Genomic DNA, 23946 nt, shown 5'->3' with positions numbered 1-23946 from the left:
TATGTTGATTGAGGGAGCTTTTCGGTTTACTTGCGGGCGGCAGCGGGGGCTTCCAGCAGGAGCGGGCCCAGCGCTTCGAGAGAATCTACCTCGTAAAGCGGCTGAGGAATGCCGGGCGGCAGCGGTTTGTGCCGGAAGTTGACCCAGCAGGTGCCCAGGCCGGCCCGGCTGCCGCCCGCAATGTCAGAGGTCGGGGAATCGCCGATGATCAGCAGCTTCTGAGGGGGCAGCTGCGGAAACGCTGCCAGCACATGGTCAAAAAAGCCAGCGTGCGGCTTCATAACGCCGATTTCCTCTGAAATAAAGAGCTTGCTGAAGCAGGGCAGGAGGCCGGAATCCTTCAGCCTGCGCCGCTGTACAAAGGAGACGCCGTTGGAGGCAATGGCGAGCGTGCGGTGTTTGCTGAGCTTTTGGCACAGCTCCAGCGCGCCCGGCATGGTCCAGGGCTCCTCAGAGAGGGCCTCCAGATATTCCCGGTTGAAGCCTGCGCCGTCCCCGGTTATGCCGGCCTCGTCGAATAATTGCTGAAAGCGGGTGGAGTGAATGATGGGCTTTTCAATCTCGCCTTTTTCATAGCGGGCCCAGGCCCGGCTGTTGATCGCCCTGTATTTCTGGAAAATTTCATCATTAAACGGGTAGCCGTGGCGCTGAAATACCCGAGTTAATGCGCGGTATTCCGAACGGTCGAAATCCAGCAGGGTGCCGTCTGCGTCAAAGAGCAGCGCCGGGTAGACGGCGGGAGATTGGTTTGTCACGCAGGCATCCTCCTCACAGATCCTTATATTTTTTCACCTTGCGCAGGTTCTTCTTTTTTCGATTATAGATGACGGCCAGAACAATATAGACGAGCACCAGGAGCACAATCAGGCCGATGATAAGCAGAAACCAGGGAGAGGTCACGACCTCTTTGATGCTGTTTGCGCTTTTCAAAAATTCACTGCGCTCGATGCTCTCAGTGGCGACGAGGTCGACGGTTTTCAGGTTTTGCCCGGCATAGCTATAGGTGACGGTTCCAATTACATCCCCCTTTTTCACCGGCGCTTCAATAGATTCCGGAACATCGGGCGTGGCAATAATGCTGCTGGCAGAGACGTCTTTAGGCAGAAGAATGGAAAATTCCTCCGCCGGAACCAGCAGCATTTTGTCCTTGTCCCAGGCATATTCCAGCTTTACGCTGGTGACGGCATCATTGACATCGGCAACCTGTTTGCTCTCCAGGTTATTAAAGGCCCAGTTGTACAGGTAGATGCTGTCGCGCATCTCGGCGCGGTCATAGATCCGTTCGCCGTTTTCATCCCGGTAGGGAGCCCCCAACGCCACACACAGGTAATTATAAGAGCCGTCAAAGGCGCTGGAGACCAGGCAGTAGCCGGCCTGGTCGTGGGACCCGGTTTTTATGCCCTTGGCCTTGCCGTAGTAGTAGTCGGAATTGTTTTTCTTAATCAGCAGGTTGGTGGTGAAGAGCTCGCGCTCCTGGCCGGCGTTTGGCCCGGCAACAGGCGAGTAGGTCTCATAGGTCGTATTGCAGATGTCCATAAATCCAGGAAAGCTCATGGCATATGCGGCAATGGCGGCGAGGTCCCGCGCCGTGGTATAATGCTCCTCGTTGTGCAGGCCGTGTGGGTTCATGAAGTGGGTGCCTGTACAGCCAAGCGCCTCGGCCTTTTGGTTCATCAGGTCCACAAAGGCCTGAACGTCTCCCTGGCCAATGTAGGAGGCCAGCGCCAGAGCGGCGTCGTTCCCGGAGGGGATCAGCATGGCGTGCAGCAGCTGGGTCACGGTAAAAACGTCGCCCGCCTGCAGGTTTGCCATGGAGCTTCCCGTGCCGGACAGCTCGGTAATGATTTTTTGCTCAATGGTTACCTGTTCCTGGTCGGGGTCCAGGTTATGTTCCTTCATATATTCACTGACCACAATGTAGGTCATAATTTTTGTTGTAGAGGCCGGGTACATTTTTTGGTCCGGGTTTTTGGCGTAAACCACGGTGTTCAGGTCCAGGTTCAGCAGCAGGAGCGCCGGTGTCGTTGTCGTGTCCCCGTCAATTGAAAAGCCATCCGTTGCGGCGGCGCTGTCGGCATAGGCGGTAAAAACCGGCAAACTGACGACTGTCACCACCACAACCATGAACAGGGAAATCAGCTTTTTTTTCATGGCACTTTTTCCTCCGTTGTGGTATGATTAATAATATTAGGTGTATTTAGTATAACAGTATTCCGGTAAAAGATAAAGCAAATTATAAAAACCGTAAGTTTTTTGTAGGATTCACAGGCCCCGGGGCCTGTGGGGCTTTTATTTTCCAGGGAGGGATTTTCAATGGTCTACATAACAGGGGACGTCCATGGGGATATTCGCCGCTTCGGTGCGCCGGCACGCCGGCTGAAAAAGGGGGATACCCTGATAGTCTGCGGCGATTTCGGCATGCTGTGGGAAGGCGGGGAAGAGGAGGAAAAGCTCCTGAAAAAATTGGGAGAGAAAAAATATACCATTGCGTTTGTGGACGGCACACATGAAAACTTTGACCTGCTGGAGCAATACCCGGTGCAGGAATGGAACGGCGGAAGCGTTCATAAGCTCAATGAAAACGTGTACCACCTGATGCGCGGACAGGTTTTTTCCATAGAGGAAAAAACCTTCTTTACCTTCGGCGGAGGGGAGAGCACGGAAAAGCAAATGTACCAGGCTGCCGGAAAATGGTGGGAACGTGAAATGCCTACGCTGGAGGAGATGAAGGAGGGGGCCGCCCATTTGCGGGAGGCCGGGATGAAAGTGGACTATATTGTCACCCATTCGCCTCCCCCGCATATGCAGGCCAATTTGACGGGCTCCCCCGATATTCACAATCAGATTCAGGCCTATTTTGAAACGCTCTCAAAAAAAATTACTTACCGGAAATGGTTTTTTGGCAGCCTGCACATCGACCGTAAGCTGTCCATGAAGAATTATTCTGTTTTCCAGGCAATCCTCCCGGTGGAGCAGGAGCCATGAAAATTTTTCATACGGCCGACTGGCATTTGGGAAAAAATATTTATGGGCGCTCCATGCTGGAGGACCAGGCGGATTTTATCAACCGTTGTTTTCTGCCGCTGGTGCGGGAAGAGCGCCCGGACCTGGTGCTTCTGGCAGGGGATGTTTTTGACCGCCAGGTAGCGCCTGTTGCGGCCATCCAGCTGTTCGACCATTTTCTGGTGGAGCTGCACACGCTCGGCGTCCCGCTGGCAGTCATAGCCGGGAACCATGACGGCGCGGAGCGGATGTCGGTAGGCGCCGGGCTGCTGCGCAGCAGCGGCGTCTATATCGCGGGTGACCCAGGCGGCATTTTTGAGCCGGTCCGCCTGGCAAAGGGCGCAGTACAGGCGCATGTATACCTGCTGCCTTACTGTGAACCGGCCCGGCTTCGGGAGCTGCTGGGGGACCCGGAGCTGCGGACCTTTTCGCAGGCGTACGGCGCCCTGTTGGACAAGCTCCGTGCGCAGCTGGATCCATCGGCGGTTAACATCCTGGCAGCGCACTGCTTTGTTGCTGGAAGTGTGGCGTCGGCTTCGGAAAGCCCCATTTACGTGGGGGGGACCGGGGAGGTGGCCTCGCCGCTGTTTGCGGGGTTCGACTATGTGGCGCTCGGGCATTTGCACGCGCCCCAGCGGGCCGGGGAAACAGGCTGGTATGCGGGCTCCCCGCTGAAATATTCGTTTGACGAGGCCAGGCAAAGGAAGGGAATCACGGTTTTAGAGCTGGACGGCAAGCGGCTTGAGCGCAGCCAACGAACCTTTCAGCCGCTTCACGACCTGCGGGTGCTGCAGGGCCGCTTCGACGCGCTTTTGGAGCAGGGCCGGCAGGCGCCCAGCGAGGATTACCTGTTTGCCGAGCTGGAGGACGACGGCCCTGTTTATATGCCCATGGATCGCCTTCGCGCCTACTACCCCAATATGCTGGGGCTGCACAGCCAGTGGCTTTCCCGGGCGGGACAGGGAGAAGTCTCGGAGCTGAAGGAGCAGCTGCTGCATCACCGTGCGAGCGACGGCCAGGTGCTGCGGGAATTTTTCAATCAGATTTGCGGCATGGAGGCGGACCAGGAGGACCAGGACCTCTTTGTGCAGATGATGAAGGCCTGTGAGGAGGAAGAAGCATGAAGCCGTTGAAATTGACGCTGCAGGCCTTTGGCTCCTATATCGACCGCACGGAGATCGATTTTGAGAGGCTCGGGGAAAACCGGATTTTTCTTATCAGCGGGCCGACGGGCGGCGGTAAGACGACGTTGCTGGACGCGATGTGCTTCGCGCTTTACTGCCGCGCCACCGGTGGACGGAGAAGCTGGGCCGGTATGCGGGCCGCCGGGGCGCCGCCGGAGCAGGAAACCCTGGTGGAATTTGAATTTACACTCGGGCGGGAGCGCTACCGTTTTTGCCGCAGCCGCAGCTTTTATAAGGGCCGGGGAACAGAGGAGCTGAAAAGCCGGGAGGAGCATGCCTGCTACCAGTGGCGGGAGGAAGCCTGGACGCTGCTGGTCTCCGGCGCGGAAAGCCGTGTCCGGGAGGCTGCCCAGCGGCTTCTGGGCTTGACTTGCGAGCAATTCTCCCAGGTTATTGTGCTGCCGCAGGGAGAGTTTTTGCGGCTGCTGCTGTCCAGCTCCCGGGAAAAAGCGGAGATTTTTCAGACATTGTTCTCGACCGCACGGTGGGAGGAGGTCACCCGGCGGTTTGTGGCGGAATCCCGGGAGCTGACAAATCAGCTCAGCCGTGTAGAGGACCTCAAAAATACGATTCTCCGGCAGAACGGGGTAGAGAACCCGGAGCAGCTGGAGGAGCATATTGCCGGGTACCGCGGGCAGCTGGAGGAGCAAACGCGGAAGCTGGCCGTGCTGGAGAAGAGCCTGCAGGCCGCCGCGCAGAAGTACACGGCTGCCCAGGCGCTGGCACAAAAATTTACCGAACGCCAGCAGCTTGAAAAACGGCTGACACGGCTGCGCAAGGACGGGCCGGAGATGGATAGGCTTGAAAGAACCGTCCGGCTGGCAGAGCAGGCGCAATCTGTTTTTCCGCACTATACCGCGCTGAAAAAATCGCTTCAGGAGAAGCGCCGGGAATATGAGTCCTGTAAAAAAGCGCAGGAGACGCAGACGCGCGAGCGGCAGCGTTGGATGGGGCAGGCAGCGGCGGCGAAGACAGCCCTGCAGGAGGCGGAAAAGCGTTGTGTGTTGGGGGAGGCCTATGTGGAGCAATGCCGGACGGAGTCCGGCCGGGTAGCGGCCTTAAACGGCGAGCTTCAAAAGCGCTTGGAGCAAGACGCGGCGGCCTCGTTGGCCTCCCTACTGGCGGACGGTGAACCGTGCCCGGTATGCGGGGCGGTTCACCACCCCCGGCCGGCGGCGGTTTCACCGGATTTAGAGGAAATCCGTTTGCGGCTGGGAGAGGCACAGAAGGCGGCTGAACAGCTGCCGAAGGCGCAGGCGCTTTTACGCCAGCGGCATGCGGAGCAGCAGCAGGCCCGTCAGGCCCTTGAGGAGGCGCAGGGGCACACTGCCGCGGTTGAGAAGAGCCTTGCCGACACGACCGCCAAAATGCTTGCGGCGCAGCAGGCCGGCCGCGAAAGCCAGCAGGCGCTTCAGGAAATTGAGGCGCAGCTTTCCGGTGCGGCAGAATCACTGGGGTTAAAGGCCGATCTGGAAAAGATTATGGTCGAGGCGGCGGTGCTGGAACAGTGGCGAGGCCGGCTGGAGGCCTATAAAAGTGATTTGTCCGGTTCGCAGCAGCGCCTTTTGGAGCTGGCTGAGGAGCTGGCGGGCCGGGAGGCTCCCGAGCTGGGGCCCCTTAAAGAGAGCTTTGAGCAAATCCAGCGGGAAAATACATCCTATGCACAGAAAACCGGCGCACTGCGCCAGAAATTAGAAAACGGGATCAGCTCCCTGGAGGAGTGGCGCCAGCAGGCAGAGGCCGGCGCCGCGCTTGAGCAGCGCCAGAGGCGGACGTCTCGGCTGGCTCAGCTGCTTTCCGGAAAGAACGCGCGAAAAATTCCGTTGCAGCTTTTTGTGCTGGGGGTGATGCTGGACGACGTCCTCACCTGTGCCAACAGTTTTTTTGCCACCCTCTCCGGCGGGCGCTACAGCCTGACCAGGCGCCGGGATGCTATAGGGGGCAACGCGCTTTCCGGACTGGATATTGAGGTGCTGGATGCGCAGGTAGGCGGTGTGCGCGCGGTGGAAACCCTCTCCGGCGGGGAGCTGTTTCTGGCTTCGCTCTCGCTGGCGTTTGGCCTGTCCGGCGTGGTGCAGAATTATTCGGGCGGGGTCCGCTTGGATTCCATCTTTATTGACGAGGGCTTTGGCAGCCTGGACCAGGAAACGCTGGATACGGCGATGAAAGCGCTGACACAGCTGCAGAGCACGGGCAGAATGGTGGGGATCATCTCCCATGTGAGTGAGCTCAAGAGCCGGATAGCCGCTCAGATTATGGTGCGAAAGACGGCAAACGGCGGCAGTACGGCGGAGGTTTGGACGTGATTTTTGGGGGCAGGTAAGATGAATTTAGAAGCTGTAACAGATGCGGCGCATCCGATGTATCAGAAGGCGCTGGCATTATACCGGCTGAGCTTTCCTTTACACGAGCAAAGAGAGCTGCCGTCGCAGGAAAGGATTTTACTTGACCGGGAATACCATTTTTGTTTGGTATGCGATCAATCCGTTTTTATAGGCTTGGTTTTATATTGGGAAACAGATGACGCTATTTACATTGAGCATCTATGTATTTTACCGGAATTAAGAAATAAAAAGTATGGAGAGCAGGTATTATCCGCCTTGAAGGCCCGGCATAAGACGGTAATTTTAGAAATTGACCCGCCGGCGGACAGCGTTTCTGAGCGGCGGAAAGGCTTTTATGAACGATGCGGTTTTGTTGAAAATCCGTATCGGCATGTGCATCCTCCATATCACAGGGGAAACAGCGGGCACAGCCTTGTGGTAATGACTTATCCTAAACCGATTTCTCCAAAGGAATATCGCGCTTTCAATGAATATCTTTGCGGTAAAATTATGGATAAAGCATTTTAGTCAACATGAAATTTGCGGGGGAACGGTTCGGCAGCGGGCTTTGAGCGGTGCGCCTGACGCTGTTTACCCGATGTTTAAAATCAAAAACGGATACCCATAACGGGTATCCGTTTTTGATGGTTGAAGATGGTTTGCATGGCGTTTCCGGTTCCGCTGCGCCGCAAAGACAAGGCGGGTACAAGCAGCCTTACCGGCCGGCATTATTGCGGCGGGGTTGTCTTTTCAGCCTTACGCTGCCTATGCAGCAGCAGTTTTTCAACCCAACCTTTTTTGTACTTTAATGAAATATAGCCGATGATGCTCATCGCCAGCGCACCGAGCGTGTCGACAATGAGATCCTTCATGGTGTCCATTAACGCGTCCCGTCCGACCAGGGGCTCGCCGCTTTCCAGCGCAAATTTTTGCATGTTGGTGTGCAGCAGCGCGTCGGCGGTAAATTCATAGATCTCCCAGACGACGCCCAGGGCCAGCGCGAAGCAAAAGGCGAAAACAACCACAAAAAGCGGACTCAGGTTCATGGGGACGCGGTCGGTCTTATTCAAAAAATTGATGACGGAGAAGCCAAGCGCCCCCAGCATGGCGCCGCTGAAGGTGTGTAGGATAGTGTCCCAATGCGGCACATTGTAGTAAAAGGCCCGTACTTCGCCTAAATAGATGGCGCAGTAGAGAAAAACAGCAAACAGCAGCATCATCTTTGAGGGAATAACCAGGTTGAGGGTCCGCTTTAGCAGGCTGGGCAGCAGCATAGCGGCCACGCCGACAATGCATTGCAGCAGCATAAGCACATAATCCCCCTTGACCCGGCGGTAGGGCTCCGCGGGGTTTGGTTCAGAGGGTGCCATCGCCATGGCGATAGCGATAAAGAGAATGGAGGAGAGCAGAGTCGCAAAAACCGCAATGGCAACGACTTTTCCCCAGTTGATTTTTTTGCGGAGCTTTTTCTCGTTCTTTTTCATAACTCCTCCCGGCGGTGGTCCGCCTCTGGTAAAACAGGCGGGGAATCGGGAGTAGTGGGCTGCGAGGGGGTGGGCTCGTCCGGCTCATTCCAGCCGTTGACGGCAAGGTAAATTCCGGCAAGGGCCATAAAACTGGCGATAATGGCGCAGGCAATGGACCAGCTTTTGATGTTGAACGGCCCTAGGATCATGGAGATCACAGCCAGAGCGGTACCAATTTCAAAAAAGATAAAGGCCAGTTTGCTGTCTGTCAAAAGTAAAACCACCTTTCGTTTGATTATGCTTAATCGTAGCTATCGGGGAACAGGGCGTTTGACAAAGCGGCAAAATCCTGCAACGACAGCTGCTCGGCGCGCATAGAGGCGTGGAGGCCGGCAGCCTGGCAGGCCTGTGCAACCCGGTCGCGGGGAAGAGCGAGCAGAGAGGTGAGCGCGTTGAGAATGGTTTTGCGCCGTTGGCCAAAGGCCGCCTTAACGGTTGCGAAAAATTTTTTTCGGCTGAGGACCTCCACCGGCGGCTCTTTTCGGATTTGCAGGCGAATAACAGCAGAATCGACGTTCGGCGCGGGCCGGAAGCTGCCGCAGGAGACGGGGAAGAGAATTTCCGGCTCCGCGTAAAAACGAACGGCGGCGCTGACGGCTCCGCACGCACGGGTGCCGGGCAGGGCGCACAGGCGCTGAGCCGCCTCCTTTTGCACCATGACGGTAACGGCTTTTACCGGAAGGTTTTCCTCCAGCAGTTTCATGATGACCGGCGAGGTGATGTAGTACGGCAGATTTGCACAGACTACGACTTCCAGGCCCGCAAATTCCTCCGCGATAAGGCGGTGAAGATCGGTTTTCAAAACATCCGCGTTCAAAATTTTCACCTGCTCAAACCCGGCGAGCGTCTCCTGTAGAATAGGGAGCAGGCGCTGGTCAATTTCCAGGCTGACAACGCGGTCGGCGCGTTTGGCCAGCTCCGCGGTAAGCACGCCGATGCCGGGGCCGATTTCAAGAGCCCCTACGCCTGGACCGGCCCCGGAGGCCTCTGCCATTCGGGGGCAGACGGTTGGGTTGACCAAGAAGTTTTGCCCCAGCCCCTTTGAGAACGTAAAGCCGTGCCGCTTGAGAATATCGCTGATTACGCCCGGATCTGCTAAGTTATTCATGGAACCTCCCTCTTGCCCAGCGCGGTGTTGCTCTCCGGCTGAGCCCCGGTTTCGCGGGCCGGGCCTGCGGGGGCCGGACTGCGAAACAAAACATATAAAACATCCTATATTATGGGATTTTTGCAGATGAACATACTATATATACGATTTTACCAGTATTTGATGAAGTTATTATAACATAATCCATCGGTAATTACCATTGATTATTTTTTGAATATCTTTTATGATTATAAAGTAAGAAATCATATTTTGAGAGGGGATGTCAAATCTTGCGGACGGACAAAGAAAATTATTACCTGGATATTGCGGAAACTGTATCGGAGCGCGGTACCTGCCTGCGTAGAAATTTTGGGGCCATTATCGTCAACCATGACGAGATTGTATCGACGGGGTACAACGGCGCGCCGCGGGGCCGGAAGAATTGTATCGACACCGGCGTCTGCATCCGGGAAAAGCTCGGCATCCCCCGCGGCGAGCGCTATGAGGTGTGCCGCTCCGTACATGCGGAGGCCAACGCCATTATCAGCGCGGCGCGCAAAAACATGCTGGGCGCAACCCTTTATTTGGTGGGCAAGGATGCGAAAACGGGCGATTATGTGGAAAATGCATCCTCCTGCTCTATGTGTAAGCGCCTGGTCATCAATGCGGGAATCGAACGAGTGGTTATTCGCAAGACCAAGGGGGAGTTTGCCGAGGTCTATGTGGACGAATGGATTCAAAATGATGAATCCATGGCCGGCTCATTCGGCTACTGATTGCAGGAATCACCCTTCTCCCCGGCTAACGGCTGCGGCCTGGGGAGAAGGAAACCGTGGGCGGCCGGGATTGGTTGGTTTTATATGACGTTTATTGAAGGGCACTGGTGCGATGCGGTTGATGTGCGGGATTTTATTCAGCGCAATTACGCGCCTTATACGGGCGGCGCGGAGTTTTTAGCGCCGCCGACAGAGCGGACCGTTAAGCTTTGGTCTGAAATTACCGATTTGCTTGCCAAGGAACGAGAGGCGGGCGGTGTTTTGGATATTGATGAGCACACCATTTCGGACATCGATGCCTATCAGCCCGGTTATATTGACAAGGATCTGGAGCAAATTGTCGGTCTTCAGACCGACGCCCCCCTCAAGCGTGCCATTATGCCGTTTGGCGGAATCCGGCTCGTCCGCAAGGAGCTGGAGACCTATGGCAGAACTATGGATCCCGAGGTTGAGCGGGTGTTTCAGTACAGGAAGACACACAATGACGGCGTGTTTGACGTTTACACCGATGAAATTCGCAAAGCCCGCCACAACGCGATTATCACCGGCCTTCCGGATGCGTACGGCCGCGGAAGGATCATCGGCGATTACCGCCGCACGGCGCTTTATGGAACGAATTTTCTCATTGAGCAGAAGAAAAAATCCCTCGACGGCATGACCTTTGACGTGATGGATTCCCCGGCTATCCGCCTGCGCGAGGAGCTTCAGGAGCAAATCCGCGCCCTGAAAAAGCTGGCGCGGCTGGCGCAGTCCTATGGCTATGACATTTCCAGGCCCGCGCGCGACACCAAGGAGGCCTTCCAGTGGGTCTATTTCTCATACCTGGCGGCAGTCAAGGAGCAGAACGGCGCTGCGATGTCTTTGGGCCGTGTCTCCACTTTCCTGGATATTTATGCGCGCAAGGACCTGGAGGAGGGCCGTTATACCGAGGCGGAGATCCAGGAGATGACAGACCACTTTGTAATGAAGCTGCGCCTGGTACGGTTCCTGCGCACACCGGAGTATGACTCGCTGTTTTCCGGTGATCCGACCTGGGTGACGGAATCCATTGGCGGCATCGGCGCCGACGGGCGTCCGCTTGTCACGAAGATGAGCTTCCGCTTCCTGCATACGCTGACGAACCTGGGCCCGGCCCCAGAGCCGAACCTCACCGTACTTTGGAGCGACCGCCTGCCGGAGGCGTTTAAGGAGTATTGCGCAAAGGTGTCGATAGAAACCTCCTCTATCCAATATGAGAGCGACGACCTGATGCGCGCGAAATTCGGGGATGACTATTCCATCGCCTGCTGTGTTTCGGCTATGCGGACTGGTAAGCAGATGCAGTTTTTCGGCGCGCGCGCCAACTTGGCCAAAGCGCTGCTCTATGCCATTAACGGCGGGCGGGACGAGCGTACAGGCGAGCAGGTCGCACCGGAGTTTTCCCCTGCGGGCGGCGAATATCTGGACTATGACGAGGTGCTGAAAAAATTCGACGCTGTGTGCGATTGGCTTGCAAAGCTATATGTCAACACCCTTAACATCATCCATTACATGCATGATAAATATTGCTATGAAAAACTGCAGATGGCGCTGCATGACGACAATGTGCTGCGTACCATGGCCGGCGGCATTGCGGGCCTGTCCGTAGTGGCGGACAGCCTTTCCGCCATCCGCTATGCAAAGGTGAAGCCGGTACGGGACGAGACCGGTCTGGCGGTAGATTTTATTACCGAGGGGGATTTCCCGAAGTTCGGCAATAACGACCCGCGCGTGGACAGCATTGCCTGCGATGTGGTCAAGCGTTTTATGGGAAAACTGGAAAAATGCCGGACTTATCGGGGAGCGAAGCCTACGCTTTCTATTTTGACCATTACATCAAATGTGGTTTACGGCAAAAAGACGGGCTCCACACCGGACGGCCGCAAAAAGGGCGAGCCATTTGCACCGGGCGCCAACCCCATGCATGGGCGGGACAGCAACGGCTGCGTTGCTTCCATGATGAGCGTGGCGAAGCTGCCCTACGATTACAGTGAGGACGGCATCTCCTATACCTTTTCTATTGTGCCCAAGGCGCTCGGCAAGGATGAGGATAATAAGGAGAAAAACCTGGTGACCCTTTTGGACGGATATTTTATGGAGACCGGGCACCATATCAACGTCAATGTGTTGAATCGGGAGACCTTGCTGGATGCGGTTGACCACCCGGAAAAATACCCGCAGCTTACCATTCGTGTTTCCGGCTATGCCGTGAACTTTATTAAGCTGACGCGGGAACAGCAGATGGAAGTTATCCACAGAACCTTCCATGAAAGATTTTGAGGTAAAACCCGGGCAGGAGATACAGGGCTTTATCCATTCGCTGGAAAGCTTCGGCACGGTGGACGGCCCGGGGGTGCGTTTTGTTGTCTTTATGCAGGGCTGTCCTCTGCGCTGCCGGTACTGCCACAACCCGGATACCTGGGCATTTCAGCAGGGGCGGACGCTTACAGCGCCGGAGCTGATGGCGGAAATCAGCCGTTATCGCAGCTTTATTCAGAAGGGCGGCGTGACCCTTTCCGGCGGCGAACCGCTGGCACAGCCGGAGTTTTGTGCGGAGCTGCTGCGGCTCTGCCGCGCGGAGGGCCTGCATACGGCGGTGGATACCTCGGGAGCCGTTCCCCTGGAACACTGCCGTAAGGCCGTGGATGAGGCCGATCTGCTGCTGCTGGATATCAAGGCGCTGGAACCCGCGCTTTGTAAAGCGCTGACAGGCAGGGACAACACCGAGGCGCTGAATTTACTGCGCTATTGTGAGCGGGGGAGCAAACCGGTCTGGCTGCGCCATGTTCTGGTACCGGGTATTACACTGACCCGGGAAGGCTTGGAACGGCTGGCGGACTTTATCAAGCCCTTCACCTGCGTGCAAAAGGTGGAGCTGCTGCCATTTCATAAGCTGGGGGCATATAAATGGAAGGCAATGAAGCTCCCGTTTTCGCTGGCGGAAGCCCCGGAGCCTTCGCAGGAGGAATTAGAGCTGGCAGCGGAGATTTTCCGCTCAAGGGCGCTCACGTTTACAATTTAATGCTTTTTTAAAAATACCGGAAGAGGCGGCAAGGGCCCGGGCGATTAAGCCCGGGCCCTTTTATTGGTTAATAGGGGAGCAGGCCGCCGGCTGCTGCTATGCCAGGGCTTGAACCACCGGTGTTCTGTTACTTTCCGGAAGCAGGTTATACACGGTGCCGTCCTTGCCGACCATGGCAATCGGAATTTTTGGCAGAAGGTTATGGATGACGTCGACAAACCCATTGACGGGGGCCTCTGCCATGCCGGTGACGATGTGGACTGCACCGATTTGCTTGACAAAGCCCACGGCCATCAGCGCAGGGTCATCATGGAAAAATACAGTCATTTCCGCATCGGCATCCCGGGCTGTTTGGCGCAGATGCTCCAGCTCTTCGCTGCAATCCTTACTGCCGGCCTGGATGGGCAGGACACAGAGCACCTGTACCGAAAGCCCCTCCCGGTCCGCAATTTTTCTGCCTGCCTTTATTAAACGGTCGCAATCTCTTTGGCCTGTCACACAAACAAGCACCGCCGTTTTCTTTTTCATAGTTGTGGTCTCCTTTCCCATATTGGAACACGCTTTATAATCGTTCATTGTCCTTTAACTCCACCCCGGCTTCTGCCGCGCTGCTGCCGCAATGGTGGAAACAGTTCTTTTGGCTCTACCTTAATGTGTGTTGGCTTTTTCTGTGCGCCACCCGCCACTATCACCATTATAACTGCTTCACCTATGTTTTCCAAAACAAGCCGTGTATAATAGATTAACAAATTGTAAAAAGGAAAAACGTCGGGTTTTGTTTCATCTTCCTATAATCATTATATCACAATCCTGAAAAATACCAGTTACATCTTTGTTATTATTGTTATTTCGCAGTTCTTTTTACGTAAAAAAGCGCAAAAAAGAAGCCGTGCCAACCTGAAAAGGTCAACCGGCAACTTTTCGCCCCTAAACGAGATCCATTCCGAGGGCTGGCGGTCTTATCCTATTTTTATGCGGAACGACGGCAAAATAGGCGTATTATTTTAGCAGAGTGGCAGGGTCAATCCACTTTTCTCCACGCCGTACGGAAAAATGCAGATGAGTGCCGTCCGCGCTTTCAGAGGGAATCATGCCCAGGGTGCCGATTTTTTGTTCTGCCTTGACTTCGTCGCCTTCCTTGACTAAAATCTGGTCGAGCCCGGCATAAAGGGTTTCCAGCTCCCCGTGGCTGATGACCACAGTAGCGCCGTAGAAGTCATCGGTGTAAATTTGCTTGACGGCGCCGGCCGCGGCAGCCTTGACCTCGTCACCCTCCGCACCGGAAAAATCCATTCCAGTGTGCGCGCGCCAATCCTTCATTGTCTCTGAGTAAATCGGGTCCTCACTGAAGTTTTTAATGATTGTTTTGCCGCCGGGATAGGCCAGGGAATCGGGCGTTTGTACCACAGGCGCATCGGTGGGCTGCGCCTGTTTGGAAGACGCCGGCTCCTCTGCCTTGGAGGAGGCCTGCGACTCCGGCTTCTTAGGGGCCGCGGAAGAGGCTGGGGAGCTTGCCGCAGATGAAGAGGAGGCATGTACGCCGCTGATTGTTTTGTCCACGGCCTTGTCTCCGGATGAGCTGACTGGCGCCGTGCTGGATTGCGAGCTCTCGTTGGCAGGGGAAATGAAATTAGACACGCTGTCGTACGTTGTCCATGCGGCGACGCCGACCGCAATTAGGCAAACGCCCAGCGCAATATAAAAGCCTTTTGTATTTTTTTTGTTTTTTGAATAGTGATCCATCATCTTACACCTCCAACGGTATTCTGGCCTGTCCGCAGGGTAAATATACACATTCCCGGTAGATTCCCTGCGGACAAAGCCGGTTGGAAAAGACAGCCGTTTTGTAAAAATACCGCTTGCCTTCCGTGGATGCACGGGTTTACAAAGAGTAAAATGGGTGCGCTGGCAGCGGCTTTATTATTAAAGGAATTTCCTTGGCCCTTCAATAAACGGGGAAGACGCTTTTGCAAGCGTTTCCCCGTTTTCACAAACTGCCTAAAGCTCTTGTTTAAAATGCTCGCCTATTTTCATCAGCTCACCTAAGGTGCTGATTTCGGCGTTTGAACTGGTAATGAAGTCTTGCACCCGGGGCGGAAGCGCGGCGAAGTATTCGCCCAGCTCAGGGTTAGCCAGGTAATCCACTTTTTCCATGCTTAACGGTCGCCTGCCAGCAGGTTGTCTGCGTAATGGCGAAGGCTTTCAAAGGAGCCGACGCCTTCCGGCCGCTGTGCAATAGCCTCCTGCACATAGTCGGGCAGTTTGTCATAAAACTCCATTGCTTTTGTGTCGTTCCGCAAAAGGTCTGTAAGGGTATAGGCTTCTTCCATGCTGAAGCTGCTCCTTTCTTGTCAAGTTTGTTTTTACTAGGGAACTAAGTCTGTAAAATGGTTTGGCGGATGCTTTTTATAAGAATTTTTTCATCTCGTCAATATTTGCCTGCTCGGTTTTCAGCTGCTTTTGGGCCAGACGTGCGGCGGAATCGTCGCTGCCGTCATATTCATTGAGCTGGCGGGTCAACTTGGTAATGCCCATTGTACTGCCTTGAATCATCATTTCTGCAATGCAGGAGGGGGTGTTTTCCTTCAGCGTCTTCATGGTTGCCGTTACATAGGAGGCCGCCTTTGCTACCGGACCTATGCTGGAGGGACGGCTGCCGCGCTCCTGCAGCATTTTGTCCGCGGTGTCATACATGTTTGCAAACTCCGTCAGCTGCGTTTCCAGGGTTTTGCGAAAACCGGGGTCGTCTGTTAACTTGATGACATGCATGATGGAGTCTCTGCCCATCTCCGAGCTTTCACAGATATCCTGCAATAATTCAACGTCATTAATCATCTCTGATACACCTCCGCCTTTAGCATGCACCAAAAAACGGTATTTATGATTGAAGGCCCTCAAAATATTTTTGTGGAAGTGCAAAAGAATTTTTTTTGCGGAAGCTTCCAGGGGAAACCGCTGGTTTTTCGTAAAAAATTGCCTTTTGCACAGGATCTGCTTGATTATCCCCGCAGGTACATTTATAATAGAAGAAAATGATAAATAATTAACAAGGGGGTCCTCCTATCTATGAGCTTTGAAAAGGAATATCAGGAAAAGCTGACGACGGCAGAAGAGGCGGTAAAGGTGGTTCAATCCGGTAATTGGGTTGATTACGGCTGGTGTACCGCGACGCCCTATGCGCTCGATAAGGCCCTGGCGGCCCGGGCGGAAGAGCTGCACGACGTTAAGCTGCGCGGCGGCATCCTGCTGCGCGTTCCGGAGATTTTTAAGGCGCCGGATGCCGCCAGGCATTTTACGTGGAATTCCTGGCACATGTCCGGTATAGAGCGCAAGCTTGTTAAGGATGGCCTGGTTTTTTATTCACCAATCCGGTACTCGGAGCTTCCCCGCTATTACCGCGAAAATATTGTGCCCAATGATGTGGCAATGTTTCAGGTAGCGCCTATGGATGCGCACGGGTATTTCAATTTTGGCCCGAATGCGTCTCATATGGCGGCTGTCTGCGAAAAGTCCAAGATCATCATTGTTGAGGTCAACAACAACCTTCCCCGCTGCCTCGGCGGCATGCAGGAGGGAATCCATATTTCTCAGGTCGATATGATTGTTACCGGCGGCAACCCGCCGATTGCCGAAATGGGCGCGGGCGGAGCGCCCACCGAGGTCGATCAGGCAGTGGCGAAGCTCATTGTGGAGGAAATTCCAAACGGCGCCTGCCTGCAGCTGGGGATTGGCGGGATGCCGAATACCGTCGGTTCAATGATAGCGGACTCCGACCTCAAGAATTTAGGTGTTCATACGGAGATGTACGTGGATGCGTTTGTAGATATTGCCTTGGCAGGCAAAATCAACGGCTCTCAAAAGAGCATCGACCGCTTCCGTCAGACCTTTGCCTTTGGCGCCGGTACCAAAAAAATGTACGATTACCTGAACGACAACCCTGAGCTGATGAGCGTTCCGGTGGATTATACCAACGATGTCCGTTCGATTGCCGCGCTGGATAATTTTATCTCCATCAACAACGCCGTGAACTTGGACCTGTTCGGCCAGGTCAATGCGGAATCCGCCGGTACGAAGCCAATCAGCGGCGCAGGCGGGCAGCTTGACTTTGTGCTGGGGGCCTATCTTTCGAAGGGCGGCAAGAGCTTCATCTGCTGTTCTTCTACCTTTACAACCAAGGACGGCGAGCTGAAGTCACGGATCCTGCCGACGCTTGACCCCGGCTCCATTGTTACAGATACCCGGGCAAACATCCATTATCTGGTCACCGAGTACGGCAAGGTTAATTTAAAGGGGCTGTCTACATGGGAAAAGGCAGAGGCAATTATTTCTGTAGCGCACCCGAATTTCCGTGAGCAGCTGATTGCCGAAGCGGAAAAAATGCATATTTGGCGGCGGTCGAACCGCTGAAAATAAAACGCCTCTCCCGTTTACAGCGGGAGAGGCGTTTTAATCAAAAGAAGATTGGCTCGATATGCGGCCCAGGCTAAAGCTTCCAGGGGAACGACAGCGGCCTACCGGGCGTATAAGAAAGAACGTGCGGGAGAGGAGGAGACGCTTCTGCCTGAGCCGATGGATATTTTCAAGGCGTTCGGGTGCTGTGAGCCTCAACAACAGAAGCGCCCTTCCGTGGGTTTGTATTCCACGGCGGGCGCTTTTGTTGTTTTATGGCGTTATCCTTTTAATACCTGAGGTCCTCAGCTTTCCTTAGCGTTGTGTATACGGTAGCACAGTGTCATCAGACTGTCGTTGAGATGAACATTTTCAACAATTACATCAGGGTATTTTACAGAGATGTCATAGTGGCTGAAGTTCCAAAAGCTGCGGATACCGAGCTGATAAAGCTGGTCACTCAGCTTTTCGACTGCCTCTCTGGGGACGCAGAGCGCCGCCATGGTCGGTTTTTGCTCAGCGCAGAAGGCCTCCAGCTCGGATGTGTCGGAGACCTCTAAATTGCCGATGCGGTTTCCGATTTTAAACGGGGAGCTGTCAAAGATGCCGGCCAGCTCGAAGCCGTCCTCGGTAAAGTTCATATGGGAGGCGATGGCCTGGCCTAAATTCCCGGCGCCGACCAATATTGCCTTATACCCGCCCTTCAGGCCTAGAATATTTCCAATTTCCAGGCAGAGCTGATCTACAATATATCCGTAGCCCTGTTGGCCGAATCCGCCGAAGCAGTTGAGGTCCTGCCGGATTTGCGAAGCGGTGAGACCCAGCTTGACCGAAAGCTCGGTGGAAGAAATCCTTGTCACACCTGTTTCTCTCAGCTGGCGCAGAAAGCGGTAATAACGAGGAAGTCTGCGGATGACCGACATGGAAATATTTTCTCGTTTTGCCATAGTGTTGTGTTCCTCCATTCATTCTCCATCATATACCGCATCGGGTTCCCCAAAATACCGTGCATCAAATCTTTCGTTCAATCGTCATCGGTTCAACCCGGAACATCCACAGGCCTCCGCAGTAGCGGGGCTCGGAAACGGCTTGCTTTGCGCCCGGAACCGAAAAGGGCGCTGGGCAAGGGGAATAAAGCCGGTTTTGTTCACGTGCTGAGAGAACGGCTTACAGCTTTTCAGCCAAACGGCGGTTAATTTCTGCCAGAAAGACTTCAGAATCAACCACGCGTTTTTCCGCCAGGGTAGAGAGGGCTGCCAAATCCCCGGTCATTACGCCAGCCTCAATGGTGTCCTTGCAAGCCTGTTCCAAAATACCGGCGAAGCGGCAGAGATCCGGCAGGCCGTCCAGCTCGCCGCGCTTTCTCAGGGCGCCGCTCCAGGCAAAAATAGTCGCAATGGGGTTGGTTGAGGTTTTTTCACCCTTCAGATATTTATAATAATGGCGGGTTACCGTGCCGTGGGCCGCCTCGTATTCGTAAGCACCATCCGGAGAAACCAGCACGCTGGTCATCATTCCCAGGCTGCCGAACGCTGTGGCCACCATGTCGCTCATAACATCGCCGTCATAATTCTTGCAGGCCCAGATGAAACCGCCTCTGGAACGGATAACCCTCGATACAGCATCGTCTATTAGTGTGTAGAAATATTCGAGCCCTGCCGCTTCAAAGCGCTCCTTGTACTCTTCGTCAAAAATCTCCTGGAAAATATCCTTGAAGCGGTGGTCGTATTTTTTAGAGATGGTGTCCTTGGTGGCAAACCAAAGATCCTGCTTGGTGTCCAGCGCATAGTCGAAGCATACCCGCGCAAAGCTCGTGATGCTGCCGTCAAGGTTGTGCATCCCCTGAACGACGCCGCCACCTTTGAATTGGTGAATCAGCGCCCGGGTTTCGTTGCCCTGGGCATCAGTTACTACCAGCTCTGCCTTAGAGCCGGCGGCAACCTGCAGCTCGGTGTTGCGGTAAACGTCGCCATAGGCGTGGCGGGCTAGCGTGATGGGCTTCTCCCAGGTGGGGATATAGGGGTTAATGCCCTTGACCAGAATCGGCGCGCGGAATACGGTGCCGTCCAGAATGGCGCGGATGGTTCCGTTCGGGGATTTCCACATCTCATGCAGGTTGTATTCTTCCATGCGGGCGGCATTTGGGGTAATGGTCGCGCATTTAACCGCGACGCCATATTTTTTGGTTGCCTCGGCGCTGTCTATGGTGACCTGGTCGCCGGTTTCATCCCGGTGCTTTAGGCCCAGGTCGTAATACTCTGTTTTCAGGTCGATGTAGGGCGTCAGCAGGGTGTCCTTAATTTGCTGCCAGAGCACCCGGGTCATCTCGTCGCCGTCCATTTCGACGAGCGGGGTTTTCATCTGTATTTTATCCATTCCTTTCGCCTCCATCCGTTTCAGTTCTGCTCACGCGTATAATTCAGCAGGCCGCCGGCCAGCACCATCTCGCGCTGGCGCTGGGAGAGCACGGCCTCGGTTTCAATTTCGATGCCCTTTGTCTTGTCGCTTACAATAACCGGCGCGTTGTCCTCAATGGCTTTGCGGACATTCTTCAGCTCCAGCTCGTCCATCTGGTCGATTTTGTCGTAATCGGCCTCATTTTTGAAGATCAGCGGCAAGATGCCGGCGTTGGCGAGGTTGGCACAGTGGATGCGGGCAAAGCTCTTGACCAGAACGGCCTTGACCCCAAGGTAGAGCGGAACCAGCGCCGCGTGCTCGCGGGAGGAGCCCTGCCCGTAGTTCTGGCCGCCGACGACGACGCTGGGGCCGTACTCACGGCAGCGTGCCGGGAACTCCTTATCACAGACGCCGAAGCAGAAATTGGACAGGTAGGGGATGTTGGAGCGGTAGGGCAGAATTTTAGCGCCGGCAGGCATGATGTGATCGGTTGTAATATTGTCGCCGACCTTCAGCAGCGCCTTGGCGGCGATGGTTTCTTCCAGCGGGCCGGTAACCGGGAACTCCTTGATGTTGGGGCCGCGGAGAATCTCCACGGAGTCCATCTCAGCCTCGGAGGCCGGCGCCTCGACCATGTTGTCGTTAATCAGGAAATGCTCCGGCAGCGCGATGGGGGCTTCCTCGCCCAGCGTTCTGGGGTCGGTCAACACGCCGGCAAGGGCGGAAGCTGCCGCGGTCTCCGGGCTGACCAGGTAGATCTGCCCGTCCGCCGTACCGGAGCGGCCCTCAAAGTTGCGGTTAAAGGTACGCAGGCTGATGCCCTTGGAGTTGGGCGATTGGCCCATCCCGATGCAGGGGCCGCAGGCACACTCAAGCACACGGGCGCCCGCCGCGATAATGTCTGCCAGCGCTCCGTTCATGGCAAGCATGTTGTAAACCTGCTTGCTGCCTGGGGCGATGGCGAGGCTCACGTCCGGATGTACGGTTTTTCCCTTCAGGATGGACGCCACGCGCATGAGGTCGAGATAAGAGGAATTGGTGCAGGAGCCGATGCAGACCTGGTCGACCTTGATGGCGCCGATCTCCTTTAAGCTCTTGACATTGTCGGGGCTGTGCGGGCAGGCGGCCAGCGGCTCCAGCGCGGAGAGGTCAATGGAGACCTCCTCGTCGTAGACGGCGTCTGGATCGGAGGAAAGCTCTACCCAATCCTGGCCGCGCCCCTGCGCCTGTAAAAAGCTGCGCGTCACTTCATCGGAGGGGAAAATGGAGGTGGTTGCGCCCAACTCCGCGCCCATATTGGTGATGGTGGCGCGCTCCGGTACGGAAAGGCTCTTGACGCCCTCGCCGCTGTATTCCACAATCTTACCCACGCCGCCCTTGACGGAGAGCAGCTGCAGCACCTTCAGGATAACGTCCTTGGCGGAAACCCAGGGGCTGAGCTTGCCGGTCAGGTTTACCCGCAGCATCTTCGGCATGGAGATGTAGTAAGGGCCGCCGCCCATTGCGACCGCTACGTCCAGGCCGCCCGCACCCATTGCCAGCATGCCGATGCCGCCGCCGGTGGGTGTATGGCTGTCGGAGCCGATTAGGGTCTTACCGGGCACACCGAAGCGCTCCAGATGCACTTGGTGGCAGATTCCGTTTCCAGGGCGGGAGAACCAAATGCCATGTTTTTTGGCCACGCTTTGGATAAAGCGGTGGTCGTCGGCATTTTCAAAACCGGTCTGAAGGGTGTTATGGTCAATATAGGCGACGCTTTTCTCCGTTTTTACGCGGGGGACGCCCATCGCCTCAAACTCAAGGTAAGCCATTGTTCCCGTTGCGTCCTGCGTTAAGGTCTGGTCAATCTTTAACCCGATGTCGCAGCCCGGCTTCATTTCACCGGACACCAAATGATTTTGAATGATTTTCTGGGCAATGGTAAGTCCCATAAAGCAGATTCCTCCTGATACAGAGATATTTTAAATAGGTATAAGATGAAATATAAATTATTATGGGCCAAAAATGAAAGATTGTCAATCTATTGACAATGATTATTCGTAAAATAATTCTTCTTTTTTGGCCCGCTGTTTTAGATATTTAAACCGAAGAAACCCGCCCAAAGCCGAGGCCTCTCTGAAAAAAACCACATGAAACCGCCGCTTACGGGGAGCGGCAAGGCCTGCCGGCGGCTGATGAGGCTGTTTTTTTCAGCGCGGGCAGCGGGAAAAAACGCTGAGACCTTGATGGATTAAATTTACAATGTTATAATAATAAAATAACGCACATAATCATGCCAGTAGAGAACAGGGCGGCCTCCAATTTTCTCCGTCCGGCTGTGTATGATTTTCCTCCGGCTGAGACAAACTAAAGCCAGGAGGCGGTGTAATAATGAAAAACTACACGGGCGATTCTGCCGATATGGAAAAGCAGGAAAAGGATGAGCTTCAGGTGCAGCAGATTGTTGACACGGGGTCCATTATTACCGGGGACAATGAGCATTCGATTCATTGCCTGACCATCATCGGCCAAATCGAAGGGCATAATGTGCTGCCCTCGCAAAATAAAACAACGAAGTATGAGCATGTTATCCCGCAGCTGGTATCCATTGAGGAAGACGAGAAAATCGACGGCCTGCTGATGATTTTAAACACGGTGGGCGGTGACGTTGAGGCTGGGCTGGCGCTTGCCGAGCTGATTGCCGGTATGAAGAAGCCGACGGTGAGCCTGGTGCTGGGCGGCGGGCATTCCATTGGCGTACCGCTGGCGGTTGCGGCAAAGCACAGCTTTATTGCCGCGAGCGCTACCATGACGGTTCACCCTGTACGGATGAGCGGCCTGATGCTGGGGGTGCCGCAGACGCTGGACTATTTTCAGCGCATGCAGGAGCGCATCACCCGTTTTGTCACCTCCAATTCCCACATCTCTTCCGAGCGGTTTTACGAGCTGGCAATGAACACACAGGAACTTGTTATGGATGTCGGCACGGTTTTAGATGGGGCCGACGCTGTTGAGGAGGGGCTGATCGACTCCCTGGGCACGCTTTCCGAGGCCATTGACTGCCTTTACGGCATGATTGACAAGCGCAGAAAGCAGACAAACAGAAAAAAGAAAAAAACACCCTGAGCCTTACGGCGCACCCTTTACCAATCCCCGGCGGCGGGGATTACATACCGGCGTATTTTGCGGCCGTATTTAGGCTTACACAGATTTTGGAGGTTTACATAGCTTATGAATGAAATTTTTCAGGCCATCATCCAAGGCATTCTTCAGGGGGCAACGGAGTTTCTGCCCGTTTCCAGCAGCGGCCATCTGGCTTTGTCACAGCATTTAATGGGCAGCCACACCTCGGGGCTTTCGGGCCTGCTGTTCGACGTTATGCTGCACCTGGGCACCCTGGCGGCCGTACTGCTCGTTTACCACAAGCTGATCTGGCGGTTGGTTAAGGAGTTCTGCCGCATGGTCCGCGACCTCTTTACCGGCAAATTCAAATGGAGTGAAATGAACGGGGACAGGAACCTGGTTATGATGCTGATTATCGGCCTTCTGCCGCTGTTTTTACTGTTCATTCCCATTCCCGGAACCGGCATGAATCTCAAGGACATCGGCGAGAGCTTCGCCAACGGCCAATCCATCATGATTGTCGGGTTCTCGCTGCTGCTGACCAGCATTTTGCTGACGCTCGGCCTGATGAAGAGTAAAAAAATGGTCGCCCGCTTTGAGGCGGAGCCCAAACAGGGCAAGCATCATCCGGTTGGACGCCGTAGGTTTAATGTAATTGATGCGCTCAGCGTGGGGCTTGCACAGTGTTTTGCGGCCATACTGCCCGGCCTTTCCCGTTCCGGATCCACACTTTCGGCCGGCCTGCTGCGCGGCATCAACCGCCAGGCGGCGCTGGACTATTCCTTCGTCATCGGGATTCCCTCTATCCTGGCTGCGGCGGTGCTGGAGCTTAAGGATGCGCTGATAGAGGGTGCCGAGGTTCCGGTGCTGCCGATGATAATCGGTGTTGTGGTAGCGGCGGTTGTAGGTTTTTTTGCCATTAAGCTGCTGCGCTGGATGGTTGCCAGCAACAAGCTGCTTCCGTTCATCATTTATACCGCCGTTTTGGGCATCGCTGTATTGGTCATCAGCTTTATTGAACAGGGCACCGGCAGCAACCTCTTTACGGGGGACACACTTGCGGTAATGCTGCCCCGGTAAATGCCCCGGCGGCAGGAGAAATATGAGCATAACGAATA

At 54.9% G+C, this 23946-nt stretch carries 23 protein-coding genes; 10 read left to right on the top strand and 13 right to left on the bottom strand.

The window, feature by feature from the left end:
* Nucleotides 1-26: 26 nt before the first annotated feature.
* Nucleotides 27-755, bottom strand: coding sequence for a YjjG family noncanonical pyrimidine nucleotidase (locus DPQ25_RS12090; protein ID WP_177577051.1), 729 nt, complete (start codon nucleotides 753-755; stop codon nucleotides 27-29).
* Nucleotides 756-768: 13 nt separating this feature from the next.
* Complete coding sequence (locus DPQ25_RS12085) at nucleotides 769-2151, bottom strand: D-alanyl-D-alanine carboxypeptidase family protein (protein ID WP_112333435.1); 1383 nt, start codon at nucleotides 2149-2151, stop codon at nucleotides 769-771.
* 162 nt (nucleotides 2152-2313) lie between these two features.
* Between DPQ25_RS12085 and DPQ25_RS12080 the strand changes: the two genes are divergently transcribed.
* From DPQ25_RS12080 to DPQ25_RS12065, 4 genes are read left to right on the top strand one after another with little or no spacing between them, the layout of a single operon-like run.
* The gene (locus DPQ25_RS12080; protein WP_112333434.1) at nucleotides 2314-2985 is read left to right on the top strand and encodes a metallophosphoesterase; all 672 of its coding nucleotides are present in this window, start codon (nucleotides 2314-2316) and stop codon (nucleotides 2983-2985) included.
* Nucleotides 2982-4127, top strand: a complete 1146-nt coding sequence (locus DPQ25_RS12075; protein WP_112333433.1) for an exonuclease SbcCD subunit D — start codon at nucleotides 2982-2984, stop codon at nucleotides 4125-4127. The genes DPQ25_RS12080 and DPQ25_RS12075 overlap by 4 nt, the downstream gene beginning before the upstream one ends.
* Nucleotides 4124-6493 carry an AAA family ATPase gene (locus DPQ25_RS12070; RefSeq protein WP_112333432.1) on the top strand — a complete coding sequence of 790 codons (2370 nt, stop codon included), beginning with the start codon at nucleotides 4124-4126 and terminating at the stop codon, nucleotides 6491-6493. The genes DPQ25_RS12075 and DPQ25_RS12070 overlap by 4 nt, the downstream gene beginning before the upstream one ends.
* Before the next feature lie 18 nt (nucleotides 6494-6511).
* Nucleotides 6512-7039, top strand: a complete 528-nt coding sequence (locus DPQ25_RS12065; RefSeq protein WP_112333431.1) for a GNAT family N-acetyltransferase — start codon at nucleotides 6512-6514, stop codon at nucleotides 7037-7039.
* 200 nt (nucleotides 7040-7239) lie between these two features.
* On the opposite strand, the gene DPQ25_RS12060 is transcribed toward DPQ25_RS12065, so the two are convergent.
* The 3 genes from DPQ25_RS12060 to rsmA are packed head-to-tail and all read right to left on the bottom strand — an operon-like array spanning nucleotide 7240 to nucleotide 9145.
* Nucleotides 7240-7995 carry a hypothetical protein gene (locus DPQ25_RS12060; RefSeq protein ID WP_177577049.1) on the bottom strand — a complete coding sequence of 252 codons (756 nt, stop codon included), beginning with the start codon at nucleotides 7993-7995 and terminating at the stop codon, nucleotides 7240-7242.
* Nucleotides 7992-8249, bottom strand: a complete 258-nt coding sequence (locus DPQ25_RS12055; RefSeq protein WP_112333430.1) for a hypothetical protein — start codon at nucleotides 8247-8249, stop codon at nucleotides 7992-7994. The genes DPQ25_RS12060 and DPQ25_RS12055 overlap by 4 nt, the downstream gene beginning before the upstream one ends.
* A gap of 29 nt (nucleotides 8250-8278) precedes the next feature.
* On the bottom strand, nucleotides 8279-9145 hold the full coding sequence (gene rsmA / locus DPQ25_RS12050; protein WP_112333429.1) for a 16S rRNA (adenine(1518)-N(6)/adenine(1519)-N(6))-dimethyltransferase RsmA: 867 nt from the start codon (nucleotides 9143-9145) through the stop codon (nucleotides 8279-8281).
* Between the two features lie 266 nt (nucleotides 9146-9411).
* Between rsmA and DPQ25_RS12045 the strand changes: the two genes are divergently transcribed.
* From DPQ25_RS12045 to pflA, 3 genes are all read left to right on the top strand, one after another.
* Nucleotides 9412-9900: a deoxycytidylate deaminase gene (locus tag DPQ25_RS12045; RefSeq protein WP_112333428.1), complete on the top strand. Its 489-nt coding sequence runs from the start codon at nucleotides 9412-9414 to the stop codon at nucleotides 9898-9900.
* An 84-nt stretch (nucleotides 9901-9984) separates the two neighbouring features.
* Nucleotides 9985-12198, top strand: a complete 2214-nt coding sequence (gene pflB, locus DPQ25_RS12040; RefSeq protein ID WP_112333427.1) for a formate C-acetyltransferase — start codon at nucleotides 9985-9987, stop codon at nucleotides 12196-12198.
* Complete coding sequence (gene pflA / locus DPQ25_RS12035) at nucleotides 12185-12940, top strand: pyruvate formate-lyase-activating protein (protein ID WP_112333426.1); 756 nt, start codon at nucleotides 12185-12187, stop codon at nucleotides 12938-12940. Before pflB ends, pflA begins: the two co-directional genes overlap by 14 nt.
* 96 nt (nucleotides 12941-13036) lie before the next feature.
* Here the strand turns inward: pflA and DPQ25_RS12030 are convergent, their stop codons facing one another.
* The 5 genes from DPQ25_RS12030 to DPQ25_RS12020 form a co-directional block, all read right to left on the bottom strand.
* Nucleotides 13037-13516, bottom strand: coding sequence for an adenine nucleotide alpha hydrolase family protein (locus DPQ25_RS12030; protein ID WP_242978335.1), 480 nt, complete (start codon nucleotides 13514-13516; stop codon nucleotides 13037-13039).
* 423 nt (nucleotides 13517-13939) lie between these two features.
* Nucleotides 13940-14686, bottom strand: a complete 747-nt coding sequence (locus DPQ25_RS12025; RefSeq protein ID WP_112333425.1) for a M23 family metallopeptidase — start codon at nucleotides 14684-14686, stop codon at nucleotides 13940-13942.
* A gap of 252 nt (nucleotides 14687-14938) precedes the next feature.
* On the bottom strand, nucleotides 14939-15094 hold the full coding sequence (locus DPQ25_RS14755) for a hypothetical protein (RefSeq protein ID WP_177577047.1): 156 nt from the start codon (nucleotides 15092-15094) through the stop codon (nucleotides 14939-14941).
* 2 nt (nucleotides 15095-15096) lie between these two features.
* Entirely contained in the window at nucleotides 15097-15270 is a 174-nt protein-coding gene (locus DPQ25_RS14750; RefSeq protein ID WP_177577045.1) for a hypothetical protein, read from the bottom strand.
* A gap of 76 nt (nucleotides 15271-15346) precedes the next feature.
* Nucleotides 15347-15775 carry a hypothetical protein gene (locus DPQ25_RS12020; RefSeq protein ID WP_112333424.1) on the bottom strand — a complete coding sequence of 143 codons (429 nt, stop codon included), beginning with the start codon at nucleotides 15773-15775 and terminating at the stop codon, nucleotides 15347-15349.
* A gap of 231 nt (nucleotides 15776-16006) precedes the next feature.
* Between DPQ25_RS12020 and DPQ25_RS12015 the strand changes: the two genes are divergently transcribed.
* Nucleotides 16007-17347: a butyryl-CoA:acetate CoA-transferase gene (locus tag DPQ25_RS12015; protein ID WP_112333423.1), complete on the top strand. Its 1341-nt coding sequence runs from the start codon at nucleotides 16007-16009 to the stop codon at nucleotides 17345-17347.
* Between the two features lie 287 nt (nucleotides 17348-17634).
* On the opposite strand, the gene DPQ25_RS12005 is transcribed toward DPQ25_RS12015, so the two are convergent.
* The 3 genes from DPQ25_RS12005 to DPQ25_RS11995 form a co-directional block, all read right to left on the bottom strand.
* Complete coding sequence (locus DPQ25_RS12005) at nucleotides 17635-18276, bottom strand: redox-sensing transcriptional repressor Rex (RefSeq protein ID WP_112333421.1); 642 nt, start codon at nucleotides 18274-18276, stop codon at nucleotides 17635-17637.
* A gap of 220 nt (nucleotides 18277-18496) precedes the next feature.
* Nucleotides 18497-19705, bottom strand: a complete 1209-nt coding sequence (locus DPQ25_RS12000) for an NADP-dependent isocitrate dehydrogenase (RefSeq protein WP_112333420.1) — start codon at nucleotides 19703-19705, stop codon at nucleotides 18497-18499.
* A 20-nt stretch (nucleotides 19706-19725) separates the two neighbouring features.
* Complete coding sequence (locus DPQ25_RS11995) at nucleotides 19726-21657, bottom strand: aconitate hydratase (protein ID WP_112333419.1); 1932 nt, start codon at nucleotides 21655-21657, stop codon at nucleotides 19726-19728.
* A 469-nt stretch (nucleotides 21658-22126) separates the two neighbouring features.
* Between DPQ25_RS11995 and DPQ25_RS11990 the strand changes: the two genes are divergently transcribed.
* On the top strand, nucleotides 22127-22831 hold the full coding sequence (locus tag DPQ25_RS11990; protein WP_276527372.1) for a ClpP family protease: 705 nt from the start codon (nucleotides 22127-22129) through the stop codon (nucleotides 22829-22831).
* Nucleotides 22832-22936: 105 nt separating this feature from the next.
* Nucleotides 22937-23908 (top strand): undecaprenyl-diphosphate phosphatase, encoded by a 972-nt coding sequence (locus DPQ25_RS11985; protein ID WP_112333417.1) that lies wholly within the window; start codon nucleotides 22937-22939, stop codon nucleotides 23906-23908.
* Nucleotides 23909-23946: the final 38 nt, after the last annotated feature.

Source organism: Hydrogeniiclostridium mannosilyticum (assembly GCF_003268275.1).
In the GTDB taxonomy this organism is placed as follows: Bacteria; Bacillota; Clostridia; order Oscillospirales; family Acutalibacteraceae; genus Hydrogeniiclostridium; species Hydrogeniiclostridium mannosilyticum.
This window is presented reverse-complemented; position numbering and strand designations above follow the sequence as displayed.

What these genes read in the sequence shown, in the direction of transcription:
- DPQ25_RS12085 (WP_112333435.1), bottom strand. Translation starts at nt 2,151, where the DNA reads ATGAAAAAAAAGCTGATTTCCCTGTTCATGGTTGTGGTGGTGACAGTC.
- DPQ25_RS12080 (WP_112333434.1), top strand. Translation starts at nt 2,314, where the DNA reads ATGGTCTACATAACAGGGGACGTCCATGGGGATATTCGCCGCTTCGGT.
- DPQ25_RS12075 (WP_112333433.1), top strand. Translation starts at nt 2,982, where the DNA reads ATGAAAATTTTTCATACGGCCGACTGGCATTTGGGAAAAAATATTTAT.
- DPQ25_RS12070 (WP_112333432.1), top strand. Translation starts at nt 4,124, where the DNA reads ATGAAGCCGTTGAAATTGACGCTGCAGGCCTTTGGCTCCTATATCGAC.
- DPQ25_RS12065 (WP_112333431.1), top strand. Translation starts at nt 6,512, where the DNA reads ATGAATTTAGAAGCTGTAACAGATGCGGCGCATCCGATGTATCAGAAG.
- DPQ25_RS12060 (WP_177577049.1), bottom strand. Translation starts at nt 7,995, where the DNA reads ATGAAAAAGAACGAGAAAAAGCTCCGCAAAAAAATCAACTGGGGAAAA.
- rsmA (WP_112333429.1), bottom strand. Translation starts at nt 9,145, where the DNA reads ATGAATAACTTAGCAGATCCGGGCGTAATCAGCGATATTCTCAAGCGG.
- pflB (WP_112333427.1), top strand. Translation starts at nt 9,985, where the DNA reads ATGACGTTTATTGAAGGGCACTGGTGCGATGCGGTTGATGTGCGGGAT.
- pflA (WP_112333426.1), top strand. Translation starts at nt 12,185, where the DNA reads ATGAAAGATTTTGAGGTAAAACCCGGGCAGGAGATACAGGGCTTTATC.
- DPQ25_RS12030 (WP_242978335.1), bottom strand. Translation starts at nt 13,516, where the DNA reads ATGAACGATTATAAAGCGTGTTCCAATATGGGAAAGGAGACCACAACT.
- DPQ25_RS12025 (WP_112333425.1), bottom strand. Translation starts at nt 14,686, where the DNA reads ATGATGGATCACTATTCAAAAAACAAAAAAAATACAAAAGGCTTTTAT.
- DPQ25_RS14755 (WP_177577047.1), bottom strand. Translation starts at nt 15,094, where the DNA reads ATGGAAAAAGTGGATTACCTGGCTAACCCTGAGCTGGGCGAATACTTC.
- DPQ25_RS14750 (WP_177577045.1), bottom strand. Translation starts at nt 15,270, where the DNA reads ATGGAAGAAGCCTATACCCTTACAGACCTTTTGCGGAACGACACAAAA.
- DPQ25_RS12020 (WP_112333424.1), bottom strand. Translation starts at nt 15,775, where the DNA reads ATGATTAATGACGTTGAATTATTGCAGGATATCTGTGAAAGCTCGGAG.
- DPQ25_RS12015 (WP_112333423.1), top strand. Translation starts at nt 16,007, where the DNA reads ATGAGCTTTGAAAAGGAATATCAGGAAAAGCTGACGACGGCAGAAGAG.
- DPQ25_RS12005 (WP_112333421.1), bottom strand. Translation starts at nt 18,276, where the DNA reads ATGGCAAAACGAGAAAATATTTCCATGTCGGTCATCCGCAGACTTCCT.
- DPQ25_RS12000 (WP_112333420.1), bottom strand. Translation starts at nt 19,705, where the DNA reads ATGGATAAAATACAGATGAAAACCCCGCTCGTCGAAATGGACGGCGAC.
- DPQ25_RS11995 (WP_112333419.1), bottom strand. Translation starts at nt 21,657, where the DNA reads ATGGGACTTACCATTGCCCAGAAAATCATTCAAAATCATTTGGTGTCC.
- DPQ25_RS11990 (WP_276527372.1), top strand. Translation starts at nt 22,127, where the DNA reads ATGGAAAAGCAGGAAAAGGATGAGCTTCAGGTGCAGCAGATTGTTGAC.
- DPQ25_RS11985 (WP_112333417.1), top strand. Translation starts at nt 22,937, where the DNA reads ATGAATGAAATTTTTCAGGCCATCATCCAAGGCATTCTTCAGGGGGCA.